The 25890-nt window shown below is 72.3% G+C and carries 20 protein-coding genes and 1 pseudogene; 7 read left to right on the top strand and 14 right to left on the bottom strand.

Annotation, left to right across the window (positions count from 1 at the left end; genetic code table 11):
• Nucleotides 1-71: 71 nt before the first annotated feature.
• The 3 genes and pseudogenes from ABEA15_RS19930 to ABEA15_RS19920 form a co-directional block, all read right to left on the bottom strand.
• Nucleotides 72-2687, bottom strand: a complete 2616-nt coding sequence (locus ABEA15_RS19930) for a DUF3854 domain-containing protein (RefSeq protein WP_345558180.1) — start codon at nt 2685-2687, stop codon at nt 72-74.
• A gap of 958 nt (nt 2688-3645) precedes the next feature.
• Nucleotides 3646-5148 (bottom strand): recombinase family protein, encoded by a 1503-nt coding sequence (locus ABEA15_RS19925; RefSeq protein WP_345558179.1) that lies wholly within the window; start codon nt 5146-5148, stop codon nt 3646-3648.
• A 57-nt stretch (nt 5149-5205) separates the two neighbouring features.
• Nucleotides 5206-5391, bottom strand: a pseudogene (locus tag ABEA15_RS19920) (MFS transporter); the annotation flags it as partial.
• Nucleotides 5392-5614: 223 nt separating this feature from the next.
• Here ABEA15_RS19920 and ABEA15_RS19915 point away from each other — a divergent pair.
• Nucleotides 5615-6841: an MFS transporter gene (locus tag ABEA15_RS19915; RefSeq protein WP_345558177.1), complete on the top strand. Its 1227-nt coding sequence runs from the start codon at nt 5615-5617 to the stop codon at nt 6839-6841.
• 127 nt (nt 6842-6968) lie between these two features.
• The gene (locus tag ABEA15_RS19910; protein ID WP_344142128.1) at nt 6969-7328 is read left to right on the top strand and encodes an ArsR/SmtB family transcription factor; all 360 of its coding nucleotides are present in this window, start codon (nt 6969-6971) and stop codon (nt 7326-7328) included.
• Nucleotides 7329-7349: 21 nt separating this feature from the next.
• Here ABEA15_RS19910 and ABEA15_RS19905 read toward each other — a convergent pair whose 3' ends face one another.
• Nucleotides 7350-7883 carry a hypothetical protein gene (locus ABEA15_RS19905; RefSeq protein WP_344142126.1) on the bottom strand — a complete coding sequence of 178 codons (534 nt, stop codon included), beginning with the start codon at nt 7881-7883 and terminating at the stop codon, nt 7350-7352.
• Between the two features lie 421 nt (nt 7884-8304).
• Between ABEA15_RS19905 and ABEA15_RS19900 the strand changes: the two genes are divergently transcribed.
• On the top strand, nt 8305-10488 hold the full coding sequence (locus ABEA15_RS19900) for a HelD family protein (protein WP_345558174.1): 2184 nt from the start codon (nt 8305-8307) through the stop codon (nt 10486-10488).
• Between the two features lie 246 nt (nt 10489-10734).
• On the opposite strand, the gene ABEA15_RS19895 is transcribed toward ABEA15_RS19900, so the two are convergent.
• The gene (locus tag ABEA15_RS19895) at nt 10735-10914 is read right to left on the bottom strand and encodes a hypothetical protein (protein WP_344142124.1); all 180 of its coding nucleotides are present in this window, start codon (nt 10912-10914) and stop codon (nt 10735-10737) included.
• Between the two features lie 272 nt (nt 10915-11186).
• Here ABEA15_RS19895 and ABEA15_RS19890 point away from each other — a divergent pair, with 272 nt between their 5' ends.
• A complete protein-coding gene (locus ABEA15_RS19890) occupies nt 11187-12137 on the top strand; it encodes a helix-turn-helix domain-containing protein (protein WP_345558172.1) in 951 nt (316 codons plus the stop codon).
• A gap of 546 nt (nt 12138-12683) precedes the next feature.
• Here ABEA15_RS19890 and ABEA15_RS19885 read toward each other — a convergent pair.
• The 3 genes from ABEA15_RS19885 to ABEA15_RS19875 all read right to left on the bottom strand — a co-directional run bounded on the left by ABEA15_RS19885 (nt 12684) and on the right by ABEA15_RS19875 (nt 14951).
• The gene (locus tag ABEA15_RS19885; protein ID WP_344142122.1) at nt 12684-13109 is read right to left on the bottom strand and encodes a PPOX class F420-dependent oxidoreductase; all 426 of its coding nucleotides are present in this window, start codon (nt 13107-13109) and stop codon (nt 12684-12686) included.
• A gap of 180 nt (nt 13110-13289) precedes the next feature.
• The gene (locus ABEA15_RS19880) at nt 13290-13892 is read right to left on the bottom strand and encodes a DUF4352 domain-containing protein (RefSeq protein ID WP_344142121.1); all 603 of its coding nucleotides are present in this window, start codon (nt 13890-13892) and stop codon (nt 13290-13292) included.
• Between the two features lie 627 nt (nt 13893-14519).
• Complete coding sequence (locus tag ABEA15_RS19875) at nt 14520-14951, bottom strand: MarR family winged helix-turn-helix transcriptional regulator (RefSeq protein ID WP_344142120.1); 432 nt, start codon at nt 14949-14951, stop codon at nt 14520-14522.
• 63 nt (nt 14952-15014) lie between these two features.
• On the opposite strand from ABEA15_RS19875, the gene ABEA15_RS19870 reads away from it, so the two are divergent.
• Nucleotides 15015-15347 carry an antibiotic biosynthesis monooxygenase family protein gene (locus tag ABEA15_RS19870; protein WP_345558169.1) on the top strand — a complete coding sequence of 111 codons (333 nt, stop codon included), beginning with the start codon at nt 15015-15017 and terminating at the stop codon, nt 15345-15347.
• A 127-nt stretch (nt 15348-15474) separates the two neighbouring features.
• On the opposite strand, the gene ABEA15_RS19865 is transcribed toward ABEA15_RS19870, so the two are convergent.
• The 5 genes from ABEA15_RS19865 to ABEA15_RS19845 all read right to left on the bottom strand — a co-directional run bounded on the left by ABEA15_RS19865 (nt 15475) and on the right by ABEA15_RS19845 (nt 22545).
• Nucleotides 15475-16437, bottom strand: coding sequence for a PfkB family carbohydrate kinase (locus tag ABEA15_RS19865; protein WP_345558167.1), 963 nt, complete (start codon nt 16435-16437; stop codon nt 15475-15477).
• The gene (locus ABEA15_RS19860) at nt 16434-17669 is read right to left on the bottom strand and encodes an AGE family epimerase/isomerase (protein ID WP_345558165.1); all 1236 of its coding nucleotides are present in this window, start codon (nt 17667-17669) and stop codon (nt 16434-16436) included. Before ABEA15_RS19860 ends, ABEA15_RS19865 begins: the two co-directional genes overlap by 4 nt.
• Nucleotides 17670-17945: 276 nt before the next feature.
• The gene (locus tag ABEA15_RS19855; protein ID WP_425579415.1) at nt 17946-18968 is read right to left on the bottom strand and encodes a LacI family DNA-binding transcriptional regulator; all 1023 of its coding nucleotides are present in this window, start codon (nt 18966-18968) and stop codon (nt 17946-17948) included.
• A 176-nt stretch (nt 18969-19144) separates the two neighbouring features.
• The gene (locus ABEA15_RS19850) at nt 19145-20035 is read right to left on the bottom strand and encodes a LacI family DNA-binding transcriptional regulator (RefSeq protein ID WP_344142113.1); all 891 of its coding nucleotides are present in this window, start codon (nt 20033-20035) and stop codon (nt 19145-19147) included.
• A complete protein-coding gene (locus ABEA15_RS19845) occupies nt 20032-22545 on the bottom strand; it encodes a glycoside hydrolase family 2 protein (protein WP_345558160.1) in 2514 nt (837 codons plus the stop codon). Before ABEA15_RS19845 ends, ABEA15_RS19850 begins: the two co-directional genes overlap by 4 nt.
• Before the next feature lie 159 nt (nt 22546-22704).
• On the opposite strand from ABEA15_RS19845, the gene ABEA15_RS25670 reads away from it, so the two are divergent.
• Nucleotides 22705-23670 (top strand): glycoside hydrolase family 36 N-terminal domain-containing protein, encoded by a 966-nt coding sequence (locus ABEA15_RS25670; RefSeq protein ID WP_425579417.1) that lies wholly within the window; start codon nt 22705-22707, stop codon nt 23668-23670.
• Nucleotides 23598-24164: an alpha-galactosidase gene (locus tag ABEA15_RS25665; RefSeq protein WP_425579416.1), complete on the top strand. Its 567-nt coding sequence runs from the start codon at nt 23598-23600 to the stop codon at nt 24162-24164. The genes ABEA15_RS25670 and ABEA15_RS25665 overlap by 73 nt, the downstream gene beginning before the upstream one ends.
• On the opposite strand, the gene ABEA15_RS19840 is transcribed toward ABEA15_RS25665, so the two are convergent.
• Nucleotides 24161-25744, bottom strand: coding sequence for a PQQ-dependent sugar dehydrogenase (locus ABEA15_RS19840; RefSeq protein WP_345558158.1), 1584 nt, complete (start codon nt 25742-25744; stop codon nt 24161-24163). The genes ABEA15_RS25665 and ABEA15_RS19840 overlap by 4 nt on opposite strands.
• Nucleotides 25745-25890 lie beyond the last annotated feature (146 nt).

The raw sequence follows: 25890 nt of genomic DNA, 5'->3' as shown, positions 1-25890 counted from the left end.
CATTGGAGAGCCGCGGGCAACCTGCGCGCGAAGCGCGTTAGCTACCCGCGGCCGAGGGTGAAATCGCAGAATTAGACGGCGACGAACGGTGTGCCCTCAGGCGTCCACTCGCCGTGCGAGGCGATAAGTCCTGCCTCACTAGCGGCGGTCAGGTCCCCAAGCTCGAATCCCGCCGCGATGATCTGGACCAGCGTCGCCGGACCGTGTTCACGGACCCACTCAGCGACCGCGGACGCGGCCGGAGAAGTGTGCACAGAAGCGTGCATCTCCTGTTCGACCTGGTCAGCGACGGTTTCAGGGGCCGCGGCGGACACGGGGTGACGCGAGTGACGCGAGGTTTGGTCGCCCCGGGGAAGATCCGTGCATGTACACATGTACGTTTTGGCCCCAGGGGAGCAAGAGTTCGCGTCACTCGCGTCACCAATCGGCGCACCCTCCGCGTTCTCCCTGGTCATAGACGTGCACGCTTCTGTGCACGCTTCCGTGCGCTTCTGGAAGACGTACCCGCCGCGGTCTGCCTTCGTCCGCTTGTCACTCTTGCGGAACGTAAATTCCCCATCGAGCAACCCCATCGCCATACCGACGTGCTTAGTGAGGTATTTCGCGGAACCGGGCCAGTCGTAATCGTTAATGTCGGTACCGAGCGCCGCACGCGGTTTGCGTTCTTCCAACGCTTCCAGTAGAGCCCCGGGGGCGACTGTCCAGACGTCTTGCTCCGCGGTCTTGTCCAAGAGCAGCTCGCGCAGCGTGCGCGCGAACATGTCGCCGGCGAGCGCTTCGGCGAAGGACTCGCGGATGTTCTCTGCGTAAGCTCCGTACAGGTCGGTCGCGAACACGTGGTCATAGGCGCGCAGGTTGCGGCTGTAGTCGCCTAGCCGTTGAACCTCGCGGTTCACCACCTCGGGGCATTCCCGCGCGCGCAGAACCGCGCTTACCTCGCTCAACAGCGCCCCGAGGATGCCGGGGCGTAGCTCGCGTTCCATGCGCCGCAACTCATCATCGGTCACACGTCCTTCGGAGCCGAGGAACGGCTGCATCGGTACCGCGACCATGCGTTGCCGCAAGTCGTTGCGGATGCCGATGATGTCGATTCCGGTAAACACACCCGCCCGCTTGAGTTCAACCACCATTTCCGAATTGGTTGTGTGCAGCACGCGTCGCGTCATCCGCGCGCCCGTGGTCAGACTCGCCAACGTGTCGGAGACGTGCCCCTTGATGCCCGTCAGGTTGTCCAGCGCCACCATGTAGTTGTTCGTGGCTGTGGTCACCAGGTCGAACCTTCCACCCTTCTCCATGTCCGCGGCAGCGGCGTTCTGCGGGTCGACCAGGGACAGCGCCGCGCGGGCAGCCTGGCTTTTGCCGCTGCCTTGGGTGCCCTGGAAGTACAGCCACGGGCGGGAATGGTCGGCGAAGAACGCTCCGAGCAACCAGCCGTGCACCAGGTCGAATCCGGTGTCATCGACGTTAATCAGCTTACGCAGGTCGCTAATGCTGCCGCCCTCTGTGGGGATCGGCAGTTCCCCGGGCGCGTCCGAGCGGGTGAACAGCGGGAGGTCGGCGCTCGGCTCGCGCACCTTCCAGCCTTCGGCCGTGACCTCTACGACTTTGCCGTCATCGCGTCCGAGGTCGATCACGATTCCGGCGGCCGTCTGAACTGCGCGCAACCCGGGTTCGTAGACGCGGTAGTCCTTCTTAAGCCCGTCAAGGTAGTCGCGGACCGCGCCGATATCGCGGCTGTGCATGATCGGGGTGCGCTTGGCCTCGCGCATTCGCGCGGGCGCTTCGCTCATGATGGAAAAGCGCCCGGAATCCAGGGGACGCGCTACCGACCCGCCCGCGCGTACGATTCCGTAAACCTGACCGGACCGGTCGCGGACCAATTCGTAAGTGTCCTGGATGTATTCGGCGAGTAGTTCCGTTAGCGGCGCTTCCGCGTCTGCCAGGTAGTCATCCGCGGGGACGGCTTTGACTTTCAGTTCCTCTAGCGCGCCCTCCTTACCGACCGCTAGGAGATCGTCAAGACCCGTCTTGGAGCCGTCCGGTTGGGATTCTAGAACCGCGATACGCACGTCCGCACCGCGGCGCTTCAGAAGCCCGCTGAGACGTCGCAGAGCGCCCTTCACAGCATCCTTAGTGACCACGTCGGAGTCAAAGGCCACGTAGACGCTACGGCCGTTCAGCGCGATCCGGTCCCAGTCGGGGAGTTCGGTTTTCCCGCCGTCCACGTTGGTGCCTCGAAAGTTCCATACGCCGGCGAGTGCGATGCAGGGAACTCCGAGCACAGCGGCGGAATCGGCCTTCTTCGCCCCTTCGGTGACCCACAGGTCAACGGCAGGGTTGCCGATGTGCTCGCGCACGGTCGGGGGGACATCAAGGATCATCCGCGCGCCGCTGGGGGTCTCGTACTTGATCGTCTTGCCCGAGCGGGAATCGGTGCGCGGGGTGTCCGGGCGGTGCTGGTAGAGCGCTACGTCTCCGTCAACGCTCCACATGGGCACCACCAGGGACGGCAGCAGCTCCGAACCGGTCTGGCGACGGCTGAACACCGCTTCGCCGCCGATCTCGATTCCGCGCAGGTCCTTGGGCGCGGTGGCCGTCCAGTAGCCGCGCGCGTCGATGACCTCGGGTGTCAGGCCGGAGTCCGCGAGCATGGCGCGGTGTGTGTCGCTTAGGGTCTTGGTAGTCATCCTGGTTCCTTGGCTGTGAGAGACAAAAGGGTTGGGATGGCTGAGGCCCCGCGCGAATGCTGGCCAGCGTGCGCGGGGCCTGCCCGTCTCCCAACCCGAAGGACGGCGCAATTACGGCTTGCGCCAGGCCGCGTAGCCCGCCGCGGGCTTGAACCGCGGTGCCTGCCTGTCGGGCTGTTCCTGCTATCCGCAGCCGCACCCCCCGCGAATGCCATTGGCAAGCGATACGTGGATCATCGCGATTTTGTACGTAAGGTCCGCGTGTTCGGACGGCTGTACTGCCGGGTGAATCTCCTCACGAAATGTGTACAGTTTCTCTAGCTGCGTTTCTGCAGCTTCGATGTGCTGGAAAACGCTCTGTCGCATGGTGTGCCTTTCCTTGATGCACCCGCGCGGGCTACGCGGGAAGCCTGCAAACAAAAAATGGCCCGCCAGGGAGATTCCGCGAGGGGGCTGGACTGCCCTTGCGAAATCGGTCCCTGACGGGCCATAGGTAACGCCTACACGTGTAGGCGTGGCATATCGCGTCCGCACTGGTTGTCCAGCCGTGCGGTGCGCGGGAAATCATGGTGCTGCGGGGGTGCCCTTCTGCCTCACGGCGATGGGCTCAACCCGTGACAATCTGGCACCGCTTAGCGGCGGTGCGCCTACCCGGCTGTTGACCGGGCGTATGTGTGCGGTCCCGCGCTGGGAGAGCACGGAACCGCGAGCGCTCGAATCCGGAAAGAGTCGGCGCGCTCCCCGCGGCCGGCGTCGTGTCCGCCGCGGGGAAGAGGGGGAGCCGCGAAAAGCGGCTCATTGTAGTTGTGTGTCCCGCGTGCGTGCGCGTGCGCGCACATGTCGCGGGCTCCGGATGCGGGTAGCAATCTCCTATATGTATGTTGTGTGTCCTGGTGTCTGTGCAGGTCAGGGCGTTTCGCCCGTGTGCGCGTCTCTAAGCGCCTCAGCGGGTCGGCTGTCAGGCAGGGGCCGCCCACGTGATCGCCACGCGCGCGCCGAAGTCGAACCGCTGCCCGCGGTACTCGGCTTGCCGCACGGTCACGCGATCGATAGCCAGCCGAAGCAGGTCGCGACGCGTCGAGAGCGCGGACGCGTTCCACGTCTCGGCGATCAGCTCTTCATCGTCGATAAACGAGACGTCCGCCCGCGGCTGGCCCGTGGCGGACAATGCTTCCTGCGCGTCCCTGAGAGCGGCTGTAGCAGCCTTCATCTCGTCCGCGAACAGGTCTTCGGCGTTCTCGTACGCGCCCGCCGTAAACGCCTTCTGGAGCCGCGCACGGACCGTCTCAGCGGCGGCCACCGCGGCTTTCGCCGCCTGGTGCTCCGCTGTCTCCTCAGGCTGCGTGAGAGCGGCCCAGCGCTCCGCGACCACGGCTGCAAGGTCGTCGTCAGGTTCGCACGCGGAGAGCACGTACCGCCACGCCTCCGTGATCGCGTCCTCGATGACGTCTTTACCGACGCGAGCGGGCGCAGGGCAGTGCTTGCCCTGTTTCTTCGCGAGGCACGCATAGGCGCTGCCGACGCATGCCATGGGTCCGGTGCATCCTGCGCACGTGAGCAGATCGGTAAGCAGATGGCGTGCACGTCCGCCCGGTCTCCTGCCGCTGCTCACTGACGCGCGGGCTACCGCGGCGAGAGCGGCCGCCTGCTCTGCGACCGTGGCAACGCCCTCCCCAACGCTCACGGTGTGCCCCTGCGCGTTGCGGAAAGGCACCGTCACGCCCTTGCGGTCACCGCCCGCGACCTGCAACCCGGCGTATGCGGGAGAGCGGAGCATCTGCAGGATCGTCGCGGGATACCAGTACTGGCCGCGCGGTCCGGGGACGCGCATGCCGTTCAAGTCGCGGGCGATCTGCCGCGCGCTGACACCTGCGGTCAGCCAGGCGAGCATCAGCCGCGCCATTTCGCCCCGCGTACGAAAACAGGTGCCTCCCGCGGGAGTCACGTCGGGCGCGAGCTTGCGGGTACGTCGGTCGACCGCGAGCCCCCACGGTGCGGAGCCGCCCAACCATTCGCCAGCGTCGCGCTGTGCGCCCTTGATGCCGGACACGCGAGCGGAGAGACGGCGGGAGTAGTCGCGAGCGCGCTCCGCTTCGTTGATAAGTTGCCCACGGTCGCGCTCGCGCATGGTGTCCAGGTCATCCCACGCGAAGACAACGCGCGCCTTGCCCAGCACCTGGATAAGGTCTTCTACGCCCTTGCGGCTGAACCGGTCGTACATGAAGCACCACAGCGCGGGCACCTCACCCGCGAGCAAGCCGCGCACTGCCGCCTGGAACTGGGGACGCTCGCGGTCACCGTAGGCGCTGCCCAGCTCCACGTGTTCGCGGCGCACGGTGAACCCGTGGTCTGCCGCCCACTTGCGACCCTGGCGAAGCTGTTCGTCTGTGGACACCTCCCGTAGGCGGTCGCCCTGCGCGAGGATCTTGCTCTTACGCGCGTAGAGGTCTATCTCAGCCATGCCCGCGCTCCCTTCCCGCTGTTCAGACCATAGCAGGGGAAGAGTATGGGAACCCTAGACGTCCATGATCCACAGCAGCTCGCTGCTGCTGGGGCGCAGGTCGGCCGCGAGATGCGGCAGAGCCAGGTGCAGGACGCTCATGTCGAGCGAGAGAAGCAGAGTCGGCAGCGCGAGCACCCCCAGCCCCGCCCATTCCCGCCGCCCGGCCCGAGGGGGCGCGCCGCTCGGTGAGGTGGTGTCCATGTCGATCCCTCCGTGGCGTCGGGCGAACCTGTGTTCGTCGCAGAGGAAGGACCGGGAGTCCGCGGGAAAGTCATCGCGGCGGCCCGCGGAGCTTGTATGGCGTGCGCCATACGGCCGGACATCACTGTGGTTCTGTGCGCATAGATGTCTAGTGCGCATATACGCACATGTTTGTTATGTTGACCCGCGACGGTCATCGGGTTCTCCGCGGGGAGGGTGCGACATGCTGGGCCTGTTGCTGCGCCCGGGTGCGTATCGGCGGCTGCTGGCCGCCCAGGCGGCCGCTCTGGCGGGAACCGGGCTGGCGACCGTCGCGCTGGGGCTGCTCGCGTACCGGCTCGCCGGGGACGACGCCTCCCGGGTGATGGCGACCGCGCTGACGATCAAGATGGTCGCCTATGTGGCGGGCGGGCCGCTGCTCGCCGGGATCACCCTGCGCCTGCCGCGCCGCGCCGTGCTCGTCGGATCGGACGCGGTGCGCGCCGCCGCGGTGGCGCTGCTGCCCTGGGCCGACCAGGTCTGGCACGTCTACGCGCTGGTGGCGCTGCTGCAGACCGCCTCGGCCGCGTTCACGCCCGCGTTCCAGGCGCTCATCCCCGAGATCGTCGACGACGCCGACTACACCGCCGCCCTGGCCCTGTCGCGGCTGGCCTACGACCTGGAGGCGGTCGGATCGCCGCTGCTCGCCGCCGGCCTGCTGCTGCTCGTGCCCTTCAGCGCGCTGTTCGCCTTCACCGCGATCGGGTTCGCCGCCTCCGCGCTGCTGGTTGCGGGCACGCGGCTGCCGGGGACGGCCGGCCGCGGGTCTCCGTCACGACTCGCCGGAGCGCTGTCGGGCGTCCGCGCCTTCGCCGTCCGACCCCCGCTGCGCGCGCTGGCGGCCCTCAACCTGGCCGTCGCGGCGCCGACGGCGCTGGTGCTGGTCGACACGGTCGTCTACGTGCGCGGGCCGCTCGGCGGAACCGACACCGGCGTGGCGGCGGCCCTCGCCTGCTTCGGCGCCGGATCGATGGCCGTTGCCCTGGCCCTGCCCCGGGTGCCCATGCCCTCGGGTGTGCGGCCGGTGATGCTGGCGGGTCCGGCGCTGCTGGCCGCGGCCGCGGGGGCGCTCGCCGCCGGCTGGGCGATCGCGCCGACCGCGGCCCTGCTCGCCGGGTCCTGGGCCCTGCTGGGAGCCGGCTGCTCGCTCGTGGCGACCCTCACCGGGCGCCTTCTGCGCGACAGCGCCGCCGACTGCGGTCTGCCGCCGCTGTTCGCCGCCCAGTTCTCCCTCTCGCACCTGTGCTTCCTGGCCGCCTACCCCCTCGCCGGCTGGGCGGGCGCCGCTCTGCCCCCGGAGGCCGCATTCGCGGGATCCGGCCTGGTCGCCGCGCTCGCGGGAGGCGCGGCGGCACTGCTGTGGCGGCCGCCGGTACGGAGCCGCGAAACCGCCGCGGCAGCGGGCCGCTGACAGCGCCGCCCCCGGGCGCGGGACCCGCCGACGGCCGCGAACGCGCCGGTCCGGCCGGGCGCGGGCACGGCTCGGCCGCGGAATGCGAGGACGCATGGGGAGCCCGGCGCGGACCTAGACTGCCCCCATGGAGACCCGAGAGACCCCGGCAGCCGCGAGCCTGTCCCACGAGACACCGCCCGAGGCCGAGCGCCTGGCCGTGGCCGCCGACGTCTTCCGGCTGCTCTCCGACCCCACCCGGCTGCACCTGCTGTGGGTGCTCGGGCACCGCGAGGCCGACGTCACCGAGCTCACCGAGGCCTGCGCGGCCTCGCGCACCGCCGTCTCCCAGCACCTGGCCAAGCTCCGCCTGGCCGGGTTGGTGGAGTCGCGAAAGCAGTCCCGGCGCGCGATCTACCGGCTGCGCGACGGCCACCTGCGGCGGCTCGTCCTGGAGGCCGTCAACCACGCCGACCACGTGGTCACCGGCGAACCCCCGCACCACTGATTCCGGTGGCTCCCCGCCGCGTCACACGACGGCGGCGCCTCCCGCCCAGAGCGCGAAACCCAGCAGTACCGCGCCCGCCGGGACGCCCGTAGCCAGGCTCACCGGAACGCGGGTCCGGGCGGCGGCGAACGGCGCGGCCAGCGACGCCGCGGTGAGCAGCACCGCCAGGCCGTACAGCGCCGGATTGCCCAGGACCGACGCCATCGGGAAGAAGTGCACGCCGACCACCAGGCAGATCCACGCCGAGATGTAGCGGGCGCGGCGCAGCAGTGCCAGGATCGCCGCACCGGCCGCGGCGGTCGCGAACTCCACTCCCACGATCACCAGGTAGTCACCGAGCGCGTCCGGCGCGTCGAGCACCGAACCGCTGTCCCAGTTCAGTCCGGCGACGGCGCCCGCGGCGGCCGCTACCAGCAGACCGCCGACCGACCCGGCCGTCAGCGGCGCCCGCCACCCCGGACGCGGGTGCTCCTGCGCCCAGCCGAACCAGGCCGCGGCGAAGAAGGCCAGGACCGCGGCGGTCATGGCGGCGTCGCGCAGCAGCAGGTCGTGCACAGGTCACCTCGCGGGGGAAGGAGAGGCGCGGCGGGCGCCCGGGACTCCCCGAAGCCTGCCACGGCGGGCGGGTGCGCGAATCCTGCGCGCTACCGACTTCGCTCGTGTTCTTGCACCGCCTCCGGGACGGCCGGAGTCCTGCCCGCGGAGGACGCGGCCGCGCCGGCCTCCCGCCGCCCGGATGAGAGGACGGGCGGGGCACTGCGTCGGCGAGCGCGGACCCGGTCTCGGCGGTGTCGCCGTCTGCGCCCGGTGTCTTGACCAGACGGTCAGCGGCGGGTATAATCTTATGCTCTTGCCTGGCGGCAATTCTTTCTCCGCGCGCTGAGGATCGCGACGCACCGGGTGTCATCCCGGGGCGGGACCCGCGCTGCCGCCGTCGACACCGTGTCCCGCCGAAACCTCCGAGGCTGCCCTCATCATGGCCGAACGCCTGCCCGATTCCGCCGCCGATCCCGAGATCCGCTCCGAACGCGCCTTCCTCGCCGAGGCCCGCGCCGCGCTGCGGCGCATGCACGAGGACGTCGTCACCACCGAGACCGTGCAGGACAGCTCCGAGGACGCCGACTACACCTTCACCAACCGCCTTCTGCGGATGGACCGCCGGCGCCGCGCGGCGGAGCTGGTCGACCTGCCCGACGTCCCGCTGTTCTTCGGCAGGCTCGACTACCCCCGCGGCCGCGTCTACGAGGACGGCGACGGCCCCGGCGCAGGCGCCGGGCCCACCCGCGCCGCCGACACCGACCGGGTCTACATCGGACGGCGCCACGTCCACGACGGCCGGGGCACGCCCCTGGTGATCGACTGGCGCGCGCCGATCTCGGCCGCGTTCTACCGCGCCGGGCCCGGCGACCCGCAGGGGGTGCTGCTGCGCCGCCGCTACGGGTTCTCCGACGCGGCCGAGCTCACCGCCTACGAGGACGAGCCGCTGGCCGCCGCCACCGCGGACGGCCGCGACCCCGCCGCAGGCCCTCGGCTCGGCGACGAGCTGCTGCACGCCGAGATCGAGCGCCCCCGCACCGGTCCGATGCGCGACATCGTGGCCACCATCCAGCCCGAGCAGGACGACCTGGTTCGCGCACCGATACGCCCCACGCTCTGCGTGCAGGGAGCGCCCGGCACCGGCAAGACCGCGGTGGGTCTGCACCGCATCGCCTACCTGCTCTACACCGAGCGCGACCGGCTGCGCCGCGACGGAGGCGTCGCCATCCTCGGGCCCAACCGGTCCTTCCTCTCCTACATCCGCCGGGTCCTGCCCGCCCTCGGCGAGGTCGGCGTCCGCCAGACCACCGTCGACGAGCTGATCGCCCCCGCGCCCGTACGCCGGGCCGACACACCCGCGGCCGAGCGCGTCAAGGGCGACGCCCGCATGGCCGAGGTCATCCGGCGCGACCTGTGGTCGCGTCCGCAGCCGCCCGAGGAGACCCTGGTCGTCGAGCGCGGCTCGCGCCGCTGGCGCGTCCCCGCGGCCGAGCTGGCCGAGGTCCTGGACGAGCTGCGCGCCCGCGACATGGCCTACGGCGCCGGTCCCGGCCTGCTCGCCCAGCGCGTGGCCCACCTCGTGATGCGCCGGATCGAGAACTCCGGCGAGGCCGTGGAACCGGGCACGCTGAGCGGCCTGCGCCGCAACCGCGCTGTCAGCGCCGTGGTACGGCGCATGTGGCCCAAGGCCGATCCCCTGCGCCTGGTTCTCGGCCTGCTCACCGACCCCGACCGGCTGTACCGCGCCGCCGAGGGCGTCCTCACCCCCGAGGAGCAGCGGGCCGTCCTGCTGCCGGGCCGCCCGCGCGGCCCGAAGTCGGCGAAGTGGTCGAACGCCGACCTGGCGCTGATCGACGAGGCGACCGGACTGGTCGAGCGGCCCGACACCATCGGCCACATCGTCGTCGACGAGGCCCAGGACCTCAGCCCCATGCAGTGCCGGGCGGTCGCCCGGCGCTGCTCGCGGGGCTCGCTCACCGTGCTCGGCGACATCGCCCAGGCCACCGCTCCCTCGGCGGTGGACCGCTGGGAGACGCTGCTGGAGCACCTCGGCCAGCCGGACGCCCGCCTCGCCGTACTCGACCGCGGGTTCCGCGTGCCCGCCGAGATCATCGACTACGCGGCCCGGCTGCTGCCCGCGATCGCGCCCGGGCTGGGCCGCCCGACCGGCGTCCGCCAGGGGAGCGGCGCGCTGCGCATCGCCTCCGCCGCCGCGGCCGAGCGGCTCGCCGTCCTCACCGCGGCCTGCCGGGAGGCACTGGAGGGCGAGGGCTCGGTCGGCGTCATCACCGCCGACGACGAGGCCGCCGCGGTCGCCGGCCGGCTGCGCGCCGAGGGGCTGCGCACCGCGCTCGTGGGCGAGAGCGAGGACGCGCTGGAGGCCGAGCGGCTGGTGTGCGTCCCGGCGACGCTGGCCCAGGGGTTGGAGTTCGACGCGGTGGTCGTCGACGAGCCGACGCGCATCGCCGCGGCCGAGGAGCGGGGCCTGCACCGGCTCTACGTGGTGCTCACCCGGGCGGTCACGAGCCTGCGCATCGTGCACGCCGAGCCGCTGCCGCCGGTGCTGGAGGCCCCCGCCCGCGAGGCGGTCGGCGCGGCGGACCACGCCTGCCGGGCGGTGTAGGTCGGCCGGTCTGCGGGCGGGTCGGTTTGCAGGCGGGTCCGTTTCAGACGGGTCGGGTGGTGCAGATGGCCGGGACGGGGCCCGGCGGGTGGGGCCGTGGGTTGGGGGCGGCGGCGCGCTCGGCCCCGTCCGGCTGCGCCGCCGCCCCGAGCGGGAGCGGCCCCTCCCGGCCGGCTCCCGCCCGTCTTCTCAGTCGACTGCTGTCGGGCCGTGCGGCGGGGCGCCTCCGCCGCGCGGCCCCCGGTCTCAGGACGCCTTGCGCATGTTCTGAGCCAGCTCGGCGGCGTGCTCGCGCAACGCGATGATCTCCCGCTGCTGTCGGTTGACGATCCGGCCCATCTCCCAGGCCGAGTACGACGACGTGAGCACCCAGCCGGCGGCGAAGCCGCAGACGAGTGCCGCGATCGCGACTATCAGGACAGCCATTGCCTCTCTCCCTTCCCTGACGGGACCGGTGGGCTCCCACCGCCTGGCCGCCGTTGGACATTCGGGTGGAGACCATCTATGAAGAGGGCACCACAGCCGCGACGTGCTTGCCGATAGGCCAGTTTCCGCGGCAAGCAAGCAAGACTCGGCAAGCAAGAACGGCAAGCAAGCGGGCCGGCGCGTGAGGAGGCGCCGGGACCGCCGCGCGCACGCGGGGCCGCGCACTCCGTCGGCCCTCCCGTGGAATCGGGCGGAACTGGATAATGGGCCGAATGACGCCTCCGAGAGAGCCGGGCCCGCCGCGCGACCGCGTACCCGTCAGTGAGGAGCACCTCCGGCTCGGTCGGCTGCTGCGCGAAGCGCGCCAAGCCGCGGGAGCCACCACCCGCGACGTGGCCTACTACTCCTCGGGACACATCTCCAATGTCGAGAACGGCCACGTCATGCCGTCCTCCGAGTTGGTGTACTTCTACGTGACCGAGTTCGGCTGCGATGAGCACCTGGCCCGCCGGGCGCTGGCGGAGGCCCGCGAGGTCAGCGAGGAGCGCCGGCGCAGCCAGCGAATGCAGCAGCGCAACCAGCACCGCCGCGCCCTGCCGCTGACCCTCACGCCGGATTCCCCGGCCGACAGTATCCGCAGCGGATACGAGGTCAGGGAAACCGAGGCCTTTTACCGGCTCGACGAGCGCGGCGCGATCTCCGAGGTGGACGTCATCCGCGTGATTTCGCCGCTTTATCCCGGAGTGTCCCTGGTTTCTCTGACGTACAACTACCACCGGGATGCAGAGCCGGGAGATCCGGACCGGCACACTGCTGGAGTACTTGATCTTCAGCCTGGCCTCGGGTGTAGGATCGCGGCAATGCGGGAGACCCGGTTCGGATACCTCTCCGCGGTGGTCAGGCTGGGCAGGGAGCTCGATCCGAGAAAAGATGAGACGTATGCCTTCAGCTACCGGGTGAAGGTCGACAGCGACATCCCCTGCCAGCCCTTCCTCCGCTACAAGGCCCGCCCCGGCCGCCGACGCTATGCTCTGCGCGTTCTCTTCACACCCCCGGCGCTGCCCCGGAAGGTGTGGTGGTTTCGCGAACGCGACCTGTTCGAAACCGAGAGGGACGAGCCGGCCCATCCGGATAACCTCTTTGCAGAGAATCCGAGCGGATTTTACTTCCAAAATTTTTCGGGAGTAGACGAATTCCACTCCGGAATCTCCTGGAGGTGGTAAGGATGTAGGTGACACTGGTTAGATGTAGGAAGAGAAATCCGGATGGATGACGACTGAGCGCCTGGGCGCCCCTTTTGCTGCGTTTCGTGGGAATGGGGGAGTGCGATAAGGCGTCCATTGACAACCGCCGTAGTGGCTCCTCGCGTGGCCACTACCGGCGGCTGTAGTCATGGCCACGGCTCATTCGTCGTCCACGGGCACCTCCGGGGCGCGGTTGGGCAGACGCGTGCTGGGATGCGGTCGACCTGTCTGCGCCGGCCGGTGGGAATCATGGGAATGAACCTGATTAGGCCGGCGAGTACGGGGGCGGTCGGGCATTTCCTGTCGGTGGGGGATGTGCAGGCGTCGTCCTTCTCACGGGGGCGGCTATCTCATCGGATAGTTACCCACAGCCGCCTTTATTGATTCCGGTTCCGCGTAAAAACAGGAATCGACGGACGGTGAAAGAGCCGTCTTGCCCGCGGTGACCTGCGCAGACGTCTGCTGCCTGCCCTGATGGCCGGATCGTGCCCGGGCGGCGTGCCACGGCGCGCCGCGTGGCGGGCGCTAGCCGGTCGTGTCGAAGCCGGCGATGACCTTCGTGGGGCGGAGGCGGACGACGAGTTCACCGGGGACGCCGTTGCGGCGGCCGAACTCGTCGGCGCGGTCGGCTCCCATGTAGCGTCCGCCGATGACCGTGGCGGTGCGCAGCAGCTCATCCGGGTCCGCCGAGGTCGCGGCCACCCCCTGCACCTGGACGAACCCGTACGGCGGGGCGTCGATGTCGACCACGAGCGCCAGCCGGGGGTCGCGGGCGATCGCTTTGCCCTTGGCCGTGGCCTGCCCGGTGTTGAAGACGATCTCGTCGCCCTCCAGGATGAACCACACGGGCGCGGCGAGCGGGCGGCCGTCGGAGGCGGTGTAGGCGAGGATGCCGGTGCGCGTGCCCTCTTGGAGGAAGTCCCGGACGCGCGGATCTGCAATGGAAGCCACGCCGCAACCCTAGCGGGGCCGCCGCCGCATCCCGCGACCGGTGCGAGCTGTCGGCGGGTGGCGCCGCCGCGGAGCGGAGAGCCCCCGGCCGTGCGCGCCGCGGCAGGGCCCCGGCACGGCTGAGCCCGGCCGCTCCGTCCGCGGAGCGCCGGGCTCGCCGGTAGCCGGACCGGGACGGGTTCAGGCCACCTCGGCGGTGTAGGAGTCGCCCATGACGCCGGTGTGCGTGACGCTCACCGGCTCGGAGGTGCCGGGGAACACGACGACGCCGCTCTCGCTCTCGCCGTTGGCCAGGTCGAGGGCCTCGAAGTTGTCCTCCTGGCCCGCGGACTCCATCAGGTCGGCGTCTTGGGTCTGGCCGTTCGCGTCCTCCATGCTGAAGTACAGCGGGTTGACGGAGAGCGGCTCGTCGCTGTTGTTGGTGATCGTGACGTGCACGGCGACGAAGTCGCCGCCCTGGCTGAGGGCGCCGGCCTCGTACTCGGCCGGCTCGGCGACGACCTCGACCGGCTCGCCGGAGCCCGCGGGCTCGTCGTCGGCGGGGGCGGTCTCCTCCTGCCCGCTTCCCGCATCGTCGCCGGCGCCCGCCGACGACGACGGCTGGTCACTGGCGGAGCCGCCCGAGTCGTCACCGCTGCTCACCACGACCAGGAAGATGATGACGATCCCGGCGACGAGGGCCAGCGCGCCGCCGCACCCGAAGCATCCGATCAGCCAGTAGTTGGGCTTCTTCTCGGGCTGGGGCGGCGGGTAGGGCTGCGGCTGAGGATACTGAGAGTACACGGGGGTCCCTGTCGGTCGTTGTGCGGCTTTTGTCGCGAATGCGAGTTCTGGGGGCCACAAGAGCGTACAGCGGGCAGAAGCGCCGGAGGGCTGGACCGGCCGTTGGGGGCACCGGCCTGAGTGGGCCGCCGGCCGGCCGCTGCATGCCCGCTCGGCTTTCCGGCACTTCCTAGGACGGCCGCCCCGGGGTGCCGGTTCCGTCCTTTCCGTCCGATGGCTTCCCGGCTGCGCGGATCGCCCGCGGCGCCGGACGACCCGCGGCTGGCCTCATCCGGCCAGCCGAAACCGGGAAGAGGCGTGCAGGGCGACGCCGCCCGAGCGGCGCGCGCGATGCGTCGGCGCCGACCGTCTCGGGTCCGGTCCGCCCAGGTCCGCCCAGGTCCGCCCCGGGGTGGACCTGGGCGGACCGGCGTGTGGCCGACGTCGGCCGCCCGGACCCTCCGGACTCCTCGAAACAGACTGTTACCGTTGGATCGCTCGGCGCTCGGGCGGCCCGCTGCTCCCCTCGACGGGCCGCCCGGGAGCCGCTTCCGTCGCCGGACAGCGGTACGGCCGAACGCCGCTTGCGCGGCACCCGGCAGTCCCTCCGGCATCGAGGAACCCGGTGCGGCGACCCCCGGCACCGCCTTAGCCGAGCCCGGCGCGGCACCGGCGCAGGAGGTCCGCCAGCCGTTCCGCGTCGTCGCCGCTCAGATCGGCGGTCATCCGCGCCTCGGTCTCCAGCACGATCGCCTCGGCCTCCGCCAGCAGCGAGCGTCCCGCGTCGGTCAGCGTGACCGGTTGCGCCCGTCCGCCCGCAGGCGGCTCCGCGGCCACGGCGGCCAGTCCGCGCCTGGTGAGCCCCGACAGGACGTCGCGCAGCGACTGGCGCGTGACGAAGGTGCGCCGGGCGAGTTCGGCGGCGGGCGCCCCGGGCGCGTCCCGCAGGGCCGTCAGCACCGCGTACTGCGCCATCGACAGGCCGATGCCGCGCAGGCGCTCCTCGCTGGCCGAACGGAAGGCCTGGGCCACCTGTTTGACGAGGTATCCGATGCGGTCCCGCACGTCTTCTTGACTCATGGCAGGAACCTTACATAGGTTGGCGGTTGCCCACGATGTAAGGAACCTGACACGGAGGTCGCCATGCCCGAGTCCACCGTCATCGAGACCGGCGCGCCGGTGGCCACGCTGATCAACGTCTTCACCGTCCGGCCCGAGCGGCAACGGGAGCTGGCCGACTGCCTGGCCGCCGCGACCGACGAGGTCATGCGGCACGTCCCGGGCTTCGTCTCCGCCAACATCCACATCAGCGGCGACGGTGAGCGCGTCGTCAACTACGCCCAGTGGGAGAGCGCCGAGTCCTTCCAGCGGATGCTCCAGGACCCGGTGGCCAAGGAGCATATGGACCGCGCCGCCGCGATCGCCGACGGGTTCGAGCCGCACCTCTACACGGTCGATTCGGTCCACCACCGGTGACAGCAGCGGCCCGCTGCACATCCGCCCTACCGGCTAGGCTTCACACCAACAAGAATCACCGGTTCCACACCGCGATCGGCGGCCCACCCGCTTCCCGCCTTCCCAACATCACCGGACAGACCGGCCGCTAGCGCGCCTCGTGGAACCGCGCGAGCTCGTCGGCCGTGGGCGGGTCCGCGCCCGGTCGGGTGCAGTTGATCGCGGCGCAGGCCGCGGCCGTTGCCAGCAGCGCGCGCAGCTCTCCCGCCTCCGTCGGCACCCTGCCTCCGTCGGCCGCGCATCCGCTGACCAGGGCCGCCATGAACGTGTCGCCCGCGCCGATCGTGTCGTGCACCGCCACGCGGGGACTGGCGATCTCCGCGCGCCCTTCGGCGCTGAGTGCGACGGCGCCGTCGCCGCCGCGCGTGACCACCACCGCCCGGGGCCCCAGCTCCAGCAGCCGCTGCGCGGCCTCCTCGGTCGGCGTGCCCGGATACAGCTCGGCGAGGTCGTCGTCGCTCGCCTTGACCAGGTGGCTGACCCGGCAGAAGTCCTCCACGCGCGCGCGGGCGTGGTCGGCTCCGGGCAGCGCCGCCATGCGCACGTTCGGGTCGAAGGCGATCGTGCGGCGCTCCCGCTCGCGGCGGGCCAGCTCCAGCAGCTCGGCGTCGCCCGGAGGGCGCAGCGCCGCGATCGAGCCCAGGTGCAGCACCCGCACCGAGTCGGGCAGCGCATCGGCAAGCTCTGCGCGCGTCCAGGACCAGTCGGGCGCGTCCTCCAGCCAGAAGTCGTAGCGCGCGGAGCCGTCGTCGGCGAGTGTGGCCACCGCCAGCGCCGACGATCCCAGCCCGGTGGGGCAGCGGCTCAGGTCGACCGACTCGGCGGCCATCCGGGCGCGCAGCCGCTCGGCGAAGGCGTCGGCGCCGAACCGCGACAGCAGCATCGTCGACGTGCCCAAGCGGGCGGCGGCCACGGCGATGTTGGCCGGTCCGCCGCCGGGAACCGGCCGCAGCACGCCGCCGTCCTCCGGAAGCAGGTCCATCACGTGTTCGCCGGCGATCGCCGCCTGCGGCGCCGGCTGCGTGCTAGACGCGCTCTGCTCGGTGCTCACGCGTTCGCGCTCCCCTCGGACGCGGCACCCGCGCCCAGCACCGCGTATCCGGGGATCGAGGTGCCCGAGGCGAACGCCAGGGCCGTGTAGGCGTGGTAGACGTCGGGACGCCCGCTCCAGACGGTGGTGCTGGGCCGGTGCCGGGCGTCGGTCTCGTGCCGCCAGTTCTGGCCGCCGTCGACGAAGCACGTGCGCACGTGGGTCCACCACATGCGGGCGAGCTCGGCGTAGCCGGCCCCGCCTGTGCGGGTGTGCAGGGCGTGCGCGGCCGCGACCGCCTCGGTGGCGACCCAGTGCATGCGCTCGTGGATCACCGGCCGGTCGTCCCAGTCCAGCGTGTAGCAGAAGCCGTCGGCGCCGTCGCGCGCCCAGGCCGCCTCGACGGCGGTCGAGAACAGCGCCTCGGCGGCGGGCAGCAGCCACTCGGGCGGCTCCTCCAGCGCCGCCTCGACGTGCAGCAGCAGGCGCGCCCACTCCAGCGAGTGGCCGGGGGTCCAGCCGTACGGGCGGAACGGGTCGGCCGGGCGGTCGCGGTTGTACTCCGGCAGCACCTCCCACCGGGCGGTGAAGTGCTCGGGGAGCCGGTAGCCGTGCGCGGCGGCCTGGCCGCGGATGAGGAAGTCGGCGATGCCCAGCGCGCGCCGCGCCCAGGCGGGGTCGCCGGTGGCGGCCCCGGCGGCCAGAAACGCCTCGACCATGTGCATGTTGCTGTTGGCGCCGCGGTAGTCCTCGCCGCGGGTGAAGGCGCGGTCGAACGACTCGACCGAGAGACCGGCGTCGGCGTCCCAGAACCGGTCGAGAACCGTGGCCGCCGCGTCGCCGAGCAGCTCATCGGCCCCCGGCGTCCCGGAGGACGCCGCGGTGGAGGCGGCGAGCAGCACGAAGGCGTGCTGGTACGCGGCCTTGTCGGTGTCGGCGGGCGAGCCGTCGAAGGCGACGGTGGAGAACCAGCCGCCGTGCTCGGGGTCGCGCAGCGACTCGCGCAGGCTGCGCACCCCGTGCTCGGCCAGTCCGGCCGCCGCGCCGCCGCCCTCGCGCGAGCACAGCGCGCTGACGTGCGTGGTGCGCGAGGTGATCCAGGTCTGCACTCCCTGCTCGGTGCGTTGGCGCCCGGCGTCGTCCAGCCAGGCGAACCCCTGCGCCTGCCCGGAGCGCTCCGCCCAGGCGATGAGGCCGTCGGCCTGCTCCCGCGTCCAGGAGGGCGGTGCGGGATCGTCGGCGGAGAAGTCCATGGCGACTCCCTTCATACTCGGCGCGTGTCGTCCGCGGTCCGCCCGCGGCGCGCCCGGTGGTGCCCGCCCTCGGACGTCGGCCCGCGCAGTGCGCGGCGGCCCGCGCCGACCGCGGAGTCGGGCGGCGGGCCGTTCGGCCGGGGGACGGGACCGACGGTTGCTGAACCGGTTAAGTTTTGAGGTCTGCACAGGTCAGCGCCAGCCTTCGTTCGGCCTCGGCGGTCGCCCCCACAGGAGCGTACATGCACGCCCGCAGCGGCGAAGCGGGTGCCCCGCTCACGGCTCCGCGGGCGGGCGGCCGGTGCTGGCGCGGGGCACGAGGCGGGCCTCGGCGCCCCGCCGGTTCCCGGGTGCGCCTCCGGCCACAAGCTCCAGCAGGACCCGCGCCGCCTGCTCGCCGTAGCCCTTGACGTCGCGCCCGATGGCGGTCAGCGGCGGACGGGTCATGCGGCACAGCGGGGAGTCGTCCCAGGCGACCACCGACAGGTCCGCGGGCAGCGCGAAGCCCATCTCCTGGGCCACGCTCAGTCCGGCCACGGCCATGAGGTCATTGTCGAACATGAGCGCCGTGGGGCGCGGCACCCCTGACAGCAGCCGCCGCGTGGCGTCGGCGCCGGCCTCGTCGGTGTAGTCGGCGTGCACGACGGTGTGCCGTTCTAGGCCGAGCTCCGCCGCCGCCTCCTCGAAGGCCCGCGTGCGCCGCGAGGTGTGCAGCAGCGCCGGCGGCCCGGCGACGCGGGCGACCCGGCGGTGTCCCAGGTCGGCGAGGTGGCGCAGGGCCATCGCCGTCCAGGCGGCGTCGTCGGACCACACGAACGGCTGCGCGGCGTCCGGCAGCGGGCCGCCCACGACGACCGCGGGCAGGCCGATCTCGGCGAGCGCCGCGGGCCGCCTGTCGCCGCTGAGCAGGTCCACGACGAGCACGCCGTCCACGCGCCGCTGGGCGTGCCACTGCCGGTAGGTGCGGATCTCGTGCTCCTGGTCGGCGGCCACTTGGAGCAGCAGCGACGTGGAGATCTCCGAGAGCGCGGTCTGCACCCCCGACATCAGCTCCATGAAGAACGGCTCCAGGCCGATCGTCCGCGCCGGCCGGTCGACGACCAGGCCGATCGCGTCGGCGCGGCCGTCCGACAAGGCGCGTGCGGCGGTGCTGGGGGCCCAGCCCAGCTCCTCGGCGATGGACAGCACACGCACCCGGGTGGCCTCCGAGACGCCGGGCCTGCCGTTGAGCGCGTAGGAGACCGAACCCTTGGAGACGCCCGCGGCCTGGGCGATGTCGGCGATAGTCGGACGGCGCACGGTCTTCATCCTTTGCGTATCGGCGGGCGGCGGCACCGGCCGCGGCGGCGCCGCAGCCGGCTGTGGCCGGTCCGTGCCCACCGGCCCGACCGAAGGTACCCCGAGCGCCGCCGATCGTGTAGCCGAGGTCGCCGGATTCCGGGCTCCGGCCCGCCGTGCGGGGCGCCGTGCCGCGTTCAGCCGCTGCCCTGCACGGCCGCGTGCACGCCCGGCCGGGCCGTGCTGCCGCGCGGGGTGATGCGGGCGGCCGGAGAGCACCGCTCGGCCACGGGAAGGCCGTCGGCGGCCTCCAGCACCGATTCGGCGACCGTCATCCCGTGCTGGTGCACGTCCACGCTCATCGTCGTCAGCGGTGGCGAGGACAGCCGGCACTGGGTGGAGTCGTCCCAGGCGATCAGGCTCACCCGTTCGGGGACGGCCACGCCGAGTTCCTTGGCGGCCTGCAGCCCCGCCACCGCCATGACGTCGTTGTCGTAGAGGACGGCCGTGGGCGCCGGCGTGCGCCGCAGCAGCGCCGCCGTCAGGTCCGCACCGGCCTCGCTGGAGTAGTCGCCTTCGAGGACGACCGGCGGCTCGATGCCGGCCTCGCGGCAGCCCTCCTCCAGCGCGGCGGTGCGCTTGTGCGTGTGCAGCAGGGAGGCGGGCCCGCTGACCCGGGCCACCCGGCGGTGGCCCAGGTCCAGCAGGTGCCGCAGTGCCTCGTGCACCGGCGCGGTGTTGTCGGTGCGCACCGACGGTGCGGCCGGGGCGCCCTCCCAGGCGCCGACGAGGACCGCGGGCAAACCGAGTTCGGCGAGTACCCGCGGGCGCTCGTCGTCGACGGTCAGGTTGACCACGGCCACGGCGTCGACCAGGCCCCGCTCGGCCCAGCGCCGGTAGGCCTCCAGCTCGGCGCGGTGGTCGCCGACGATGTGCAGCAGCACCGACATGTCGCGTTGGGCGAGGCGCTCCTCGATCCCCCCGATGAACTCCATGAAGAACGGCTCGACACCGAGCAGGCGCGCCGGCCGGGCCAGCACCAGCCCGATCGCGCCCGCCGCGGCGACGGGGTGCTGCGGCGCGGTCATGCAGGACCGGCCGCGTGTACGGAAAGGCCGTTGGCGCAGCGCAGCACGAGCGGGGCCGTCAGCTCCCCCGGGTCGATGCGGGCGCCGGTGCGCACCGTGAACGACCGGGTCTCGCCGGCCAGCATCGGCACCAGCATGTCGTCGACGTCGGCGTCGGGCGCCGCCCGGTCGGCCAGCACGGCGACGTCGCGGGCGAACGACCGCGCACGGACGTCCACCCGATAGCCCTCGGGCACGGCGGTCGCCACGGCGCTGAGCGGCTCGGGGTCGTAGGCCAGCTCCGGGTCCTCGCGGAAGGTGTGGACGGTGCGGGCGTCGTCGGTGGCGGCCACGAGTAGCTCCTTGCCCGGGTCGGCCGGCGTGGTCAGCGACTCGGCCGGGTCGAGGCGGGCGGCCGACCGGGCCTGCACGGACAGCTCGATCTTAGCCGTGTCCAGCACCTCGCCCGCGAAGTTCTGGCGCTGGAGGCGCACGTGGCCGGTCCAGGCCTCGCCGGTGTCGTTGACCGCGATCAGCGCGAGCCCGCCATCGCGCGGCTGGAAGGTGAGCAGGCGCGGCGCGTAGGCGCGGCGCAGCGAGTAGTAGAGCGGCTTGGGGCGCTCGTCGCCGTCGACCGCGGCCCACGAGGTCACCGGCCAGCAGTCGTTGAGCTGCCAGACCAGGGTGCCGGAGGTGCGCGGCCACCAGGAGCGGAAGTGCTCGACGCCGAAGGCCACCGCCCGCGCCTGGTTGAGCTGTGTGGCCCAGTGCCAGTCGGCGAAGTCGTCGGGAACGGGCAGGTGCCCCTCCAGCCCCCGGTGCAGCTTGCCGTTGCCGTCTCCGGCCTTCTGGTGCAGCAGGAACGCCGGCGAGGTGGGGGTGAGCGGGGAGTCGTGGATCCAGTCGGTCAGGGTCGTCCACGTGGGCGGGCCCTGGAACCCGAACTCCGCGCAGAACCGCGGGACGGTGTCGCGGTAATGGGTGTAGTCGACCTGGTTCCACACCTGCCACTCGTGGCGGCAGCCGTGGTCGGGGTCGTTGGGGTGCAGCTCACCGGGGCGGTGTCCGGGGCTGCACGGGCTGCCGTCCACGTAGGGGCGAGTGGGGTCCAGCTCGGCGACCACGCGTGGGAACAGCTCGTAGTAGTAGTGCTCGCCCCAGGTGCGACCGGCCAGCGCCTCGGGCCAGCCCCAGTCGGCGAACCCCCACAGGTTCTCGTTGCCGCCGTTCCACACCGCCAGCGACGGGTGCGAGCTGAGCCGGGCGACGTTCTCGCGCGCCTCGGCCTCGAACTCGGCGGCCAGCGGCTCCTCCTCGGGGTAGGACGCGCAGGCCAGCGCGAAGTCCTGCCACACCAGCACGCCGCGCTCGTCGCACACGTCGTAGAAGTCGTCGGTCTCGTAGATGCCGCCGCCCCACACGCGCAGCATGTTCATGTGCGCGCCCAGCGCCTGGTCGACGCGGCGGGCCAGCCTCTCGCGGGTGATGCGGGTGAGGAAGTGGTCGTCGGGGATCCAGTTGGCGCCCTTGACGGCGATGGGGCGGCCGTTCACCGTGACCGTGAAGCGGGCGCCGATCTCGTCGGGCGAGGTGTCGACGTCGACCGTGCGGAACCCGATGCGCCGGTGCACGGTGTCCGCCTCGGCCTCCGACCCGCCCGCGGCCTCCCGCCCGCCCGCAGCCTGCTCGGACAGCGTGACGTCGAGGTCGTAGAGCGGCTGGTCGCCGTAGCCGACCGGCCACCACAGCCGGGCGTCGGGCACCTCGACGACCGCGACCGCCTCGTCCGCGCCCGCCGGGACGGCGACGCGGGTCTCGCGTCCGGCGACGCGGACCGCGAGCACGAGGCCGCCTCCGCTGCCCCCGGGCTCGGCGTGCTCGACGCCCACGTGCGCCTCTACGCGGCCGGTGCCCCGCCCGTCCACGGTGACCAGCGGGCGTACCCCGGTGATGCGGGCGCCGCGCCAGCGCTCCAGCCGGACCGGCTTCCAGATGCCGGCGGTCTGCAGGTCGGGGCCCCAGTCCCAGCCGAAGGAGCAGGCCATCTTGCGGACCATGTTGTAGGGGTGGGCGTTGGTGTGCGGGCGGTGGCCCAGCCGCTCACGCTCCCGTTCGGCGTACTCCAGGGCGGGGGAGAAGTCGACGGTGAGCTCGTTGGCTCCGCCGCGCAGCGCCTCGCGGACGTCGAAGCGGTAAGCGCGGTGCATGTTGGCGGTGCCGCCGAGCAGCCGGCCGTTGAGGCGTACCTCGGCGATCGTGTCCAGCCCGTCGAAGGCCAGGTCCACGCGCTCGCCGGGCCGCGGCGCGTCGGCCTCGAAGGTGCACGTGTAGCGCCACGACGTGCGGTGGGCCCAGGCGAGGTCGGTCTCGGCGGTGTCAAGGTAGGGATCGCCGATCAGTCCTGCGGCGAGCAGGTCGGTGTGAGCGCTTCCCGGCACCTGCGCCGGGACGCTGCGCCCGGCGATCTCCTCGGGCACCGGGCCTCGTGTCGTGGACAGCAGCCAGTCCTCGTGCAGGGTCTGACGCATCATCTGCGATCACTCCAGGGTGCGCCCGCCGCGCGGCGGGGTGGTGGGGGCACGTCGGCGGGGGATGCGGGGTGCGACGGCCGGGACGTCTGCGGAAAGATTCTTACGTCACCAAATTAAGTAAGTCAATCACGTTGGTCTGCCGATGGCCCGGACCGAGTCATGGTGGCACAGCGACGCACCGCCCGTTGGTTCCCCCCGTGCCCTGCGCATGCGGTTGCGGTGGCGACCTCGCCGTCGACCAGCGCCGACGGCGGCCTGCCGTGTGCCCCGCACCGGGGCCGACCTCGGCCCGCTGACCGGAGCCGACCCGGAGGACCTGCGCCCGCCCACGCGGCCCCAGCCTATCGGCTTCTCTCCCGACGGCCCCGCGGCGGCGTCGGTGCTGCCCGAGCAGCGCCGGCCGGCCGGGCACCTCCGGTGTCGTTGCCGACCGCGCGGGCGCCGACTTCTCCGCCGCGTTCCGCGTCGAGCGCGCAGAGCGGGAGACCGACCCCGACCGGCCGGTCGGCGACCGGCTCACGGCGCGAGCCGCGGACGACACCGCCGGCCTCGGGCTGGGCAGGGAGATCGAGGTGTGCCCGGCCGGCGTGCTGCGCCGGCGCGCCGCCCTCGCCGACCGCGCCCGACACCCCCTGCACCGTCGACGCGGTCAACCCGGTGCTGCCGGTGCCGCCCGAAGCCGCCGAACTGCTCGACTCCACCGGCCGCCGCATGCGCGAGCGCACACCGCAGCGCACCCCCTTCACCCGGGGCGTTTGGGTGCGCGAGGGCCGCACCGGCTACGACTCCGCCTACCTCCTCGCAGCCGTCTCCACCGGGTTCGGCGCGCGCCTCGGGCGAGGTTTCGGGCGAGCACCCGGTCGGGCGACCACCGCAGCTCCGCCGAACGCACCTTCCACGCCGGGATCTCGCCGCAGGGCTTCGGCGAGCCGATGCTCGCGCCAAGGCGCCCTGGAGCCCGGCGCCGCCTCCACCCCATCCTGGCAGTACGCCTCACACAGCGACGCGGGACCGCACCCACCGCACCTGCGCGGCCGCGGCAACCACCCCGCATCGCCGCGACCCGTGGTCAACACCTGGACCGGCTGCGCGAGCCGGCCGACGCCGCCCCCTTGGTCGGGGTGAAGCGGTTCGTCCTCCACGACGACTGGTTCGGCGGCCCCCGCGCCGACGCCCGAGGGCCGGGCGACCGGTACGTCTCGCCGAGGCCCGGCGGCCTCAATCCCCTCGCCGCCCGTGTGCCGGGACCGGGCATGGAGCTCGGCATCTCGGTGAAGCCGGAGATGGTCGACGAGGACTCCGAGCTCGCCCGCGCCCACCCCGACGGGATCATGGCCCCCCGCCCCGGCGCCCGCCTGCGCGGCCGCGCTCGCTCGCAGCGGTGCTCGGCCTCGGCCGACCGGAGGCCCGGGGCCCCACCCTCCAGCGGCTGGACGCGCCGCTCACCGAGCACCCCGTCGCCTACCTGGAGTGGGAGACCACAACCGCGGCCTCGTCGAGGCCGGGCACCGGCCAGACGGCCGCGGCCTGGTCCCGCACCCGGCCCGCGGCGCCGCCCGCCGCGCGGGCCCCGAGGGGCGGGCGGGACGGGGCGGCGCCGCTCAGCCGCGCCGGTCTAGCCTTCGCAGACCGAGCCGTTCACCCGGAACTCCTCGGGAGCCGGGTTGGTGGCGGTGATGGTGCCCTGGAGGCCGAAGCGCCGGGATCCGCCCGCCGGGATCACCCGGTTGTAGTCCAGGCCGCTCGCCGAGACGGTCGTGCCCTCCTGGCTGACGTCGGCCTGCCAGGCGGTGGTGACCTGCTGCCCACCGGTGTAGTCCCACCGGGCGGTCCAGTCCTCGATCGGCTCGTCGCCGGTGTTGGTCACGACCACCGACGCGCTGAACCCGTCGCCCCACTCGCTGTCCACCGTGTAGTCGACGGTGCAGCGCACGGGCGGGGGCAGCGCCTCGAAGCCGACGCGGTGCAGGCCGCCGGGCAGGTCGGTGACCGCGTACAGCTCTCCCGACGCGTCGGCTCCGAACGCGGTGACCTGGATCGGCAGCTCACCGATGTGCTCGGTGGTGTAGCCGCCGTCACCGGTGCGCCGGATCCCCCAGGTGTTGGCGCTGCAGTAGTCGGTCATGACGTAGGTGCCGCCGGCCAGGTCGGCGTACTCGTCGCCGCGGTAGACCACGCCGCCGGTCACCGAGCAGTTGCCGTCCAGGTGGTCGTAGGCGAAGACCGGGTCGGTGTAGTCGGCTCCGGTCTCGCACCGCTCGGCGTCGAACTCCTCTGAGCCCTCGCGGCAGGGCCAGCCGAAGTTGGTGCCGCCCTCGCCCGCGGGCAGGTGGTTGACCTCCTCCCAGCTGCCCTGGCCGACGTCGGCGATCCACAGCGAGCCGTCGGCCGGGTCGAAGGAGAACCGCCAGGCGTTGCGCAGCCCGTAGGCCCAGATCTCCGGGCGGGCACCGGGCTCGGACACGAACGGGTTGTCCTCGGGGACGCAGTAGGCGAGGTCGCCGCAGGAGTCGCTCACGTCCAGCCGGACGATGCTGCCCAGCAGCGTGCCGAGGTTCTGCCCGTTGTCCAGGCTGTCGCCGGCGTTGCCGCCGTCGCCCAGGCTCCAGTACAGGTAGCCGTCCGGGCCGAACTCCACCTCGCCGCCGTTGTGGTTGGTGTACTCGCTGTGCGGCTCGGTCAGCAGGACTTCCTCGCCGTCGGCGGGGACGCTCGCCTGGTCGGGGCTCTGCATCGGGAAGCGCGAGAGGGTGAGTTCGCCCTCGTCGGCGCTGGTGTAGGCGGCGTAGAGCGCGGGATCGTGCTCGAAGTCGGGCGCAAGCGCGATCCCCAGCAGCCCCTGCTCGTTGCCCTCGCTGGTGATGCGGTCGCCGATGTCGAGCAGCGGCTCGGCGGCGAGCCCGCTGTCGGGGTGGTAGACGCGGACTGCGCCCGCCTCCTTCTCCGTGATGAACATCCGCCCGCTGCCGTCGCCCGGTGACTCGATGTCGGTCGGCCGGTCGAGGCGGTCGGAGTCGGTGCGGGTACTGGTCACCTGCAAGCGGTTCAGCGGTAGTCGGGCATCCGCGGTGGCGGACGGCTTCTGGTCGGCGGCGGAGGCGGACTCGTCGGACGCGGCCGGTCCGGCCGGGCCCAGCGCCGCGAGAACGAGTGCGCCAGCGGTCGCGGCCAGCCGCCGCGCCCGTCGGTGGTTCGACATTTTCGGCTCCTGGGAATACGGAATCGACCCACTCGGCACGCGAATCCCCCAGTGTGTGCCACCTCGCTCGGAGTGGTGTGTGCGGCCTTGAGGGTAAACCGGTAAAGCTCCCGGCCGCCAGGGATGTACGAGGTTTCGTGGGAGGG

The sequence above is a fragment of the Streptomonospora halophila genome, from assembly GCF_039542725.1.
In the GTDB taxonomy this organism is placed as follows: Bacteria; Actinomycetota; Actinomycetes; order Streptosporangiales; family Streptosporangiaceae; genus Streptomonospora; species Streptomonospora halophila.
This window is presented reverse-complemented; position numbering and strand designations above follow the sequence as displayed.

Excerpts from the sequence above, each read along its gene's own strand:
- ABEA15_RS19840 (WP_345558158.1), bottom strand. The coding sequence starts at position 25,744 with ATGTCGAACCACCGACGGGCGCGGCGGCTGGCCGCGACCGCTGGCGCA.
- ABEA15_RS19915 (WP_345558177.1), top strand. The coding sequence starts at position 5,615 with ATGCTGGGCCTGTTGCTGCGCCCGGGTGCGTATCGGCGGCTGCTGGCC.
- ABEA15_RS19845 (WP_345558160.1), bottom strand. The coding sequence starts at position 22,545 with ATGATGCGTCAGACCCTGCACGAGGACTGGCTGCTGTCCACGACACGA.
- ABEA15_RS19930 (WP_345558180.1), bottom strand. The coding sequence starts at position 2,687 with ATGACTACCAAGACCCTAAGCGACACACACCGCGCCATGCTCGCGGAC.
- ABEA15_RS19910 (WP_344142128.1), top strand. The coding sequence starts at position 6,969 with ATGGAGACCCGAGAGACCCCGGCAGCCGCGAGCCTGTCCCACGAGACA.
- ABEA15_RS19890 (WP_345558172.1), top strand. The coding sequence starts at position 11,187 with ATGACGCCTCCGAGAGAGCCGGGCCCGCCGCGCGACCGCGTACCCGTC.
- ABEA15_RS19875 (WP_344142120.1), bottom strand. The coding sequence starts at position 14,951 with ATGAGTCAAGAAGACGTGCGGGACCGCATCGGATACCTCGTCAAACAG.
- ABEA15_RS19925 (WP_345558179.1), bottom strand. The coding sequence starts at position 5,148 with ATGGCTGAGATAGACCTCTACGCGCGTAAGAGCAAGATCCTCGCGCAG.
- ABEA15_RS19860 (WP_345558165.1), bottom strand. The coding sequence starts at position 17,669 with ATGGACTTCTCCGCCGACGATCCCGCACCGCCCTCCTGGACGCGGGAG.
- ABEA15_RS19870 (WP_345558169.1), top strand. The coding sequence starts at position 15,015 with ATGCCCGAGTCCACCGTCATCGAGACCGGCGCGCCGGTGGCCACGCTG.
- ABEA15_RS25670 (WP_425579417.1), top strand. The coding sequence starts at position 22,705 with ATGGTGGCACAGCGACGCACCGCCCGTTGGTTCCCCCCGTGCCCTGCG.
- ABEA15_RS19895 (WP_344142124.1), bottom strand. The coding sequence starts at position 10,914 with ATGGCTGTCCTGATAGTCGCGATCGCGGCACTCGTCTGCGGCTTCGCC.
- ABEA15_RS19850 (WP_344142113.1), bottom strand. The coding sequence starts at position 20,035 with ATGACCGCGCCGCAGCACCCCGTCGCCGCGGCGGGCGCGATCGGGCTG.
- ABEA15_RS19900 (WP_345558174.1), top strand. The coding sequence starts at position 8,305 with ATGGCCGAACGCCTGCCCGATTCCGCCGCCGATCCCGAGATCCGCTCC.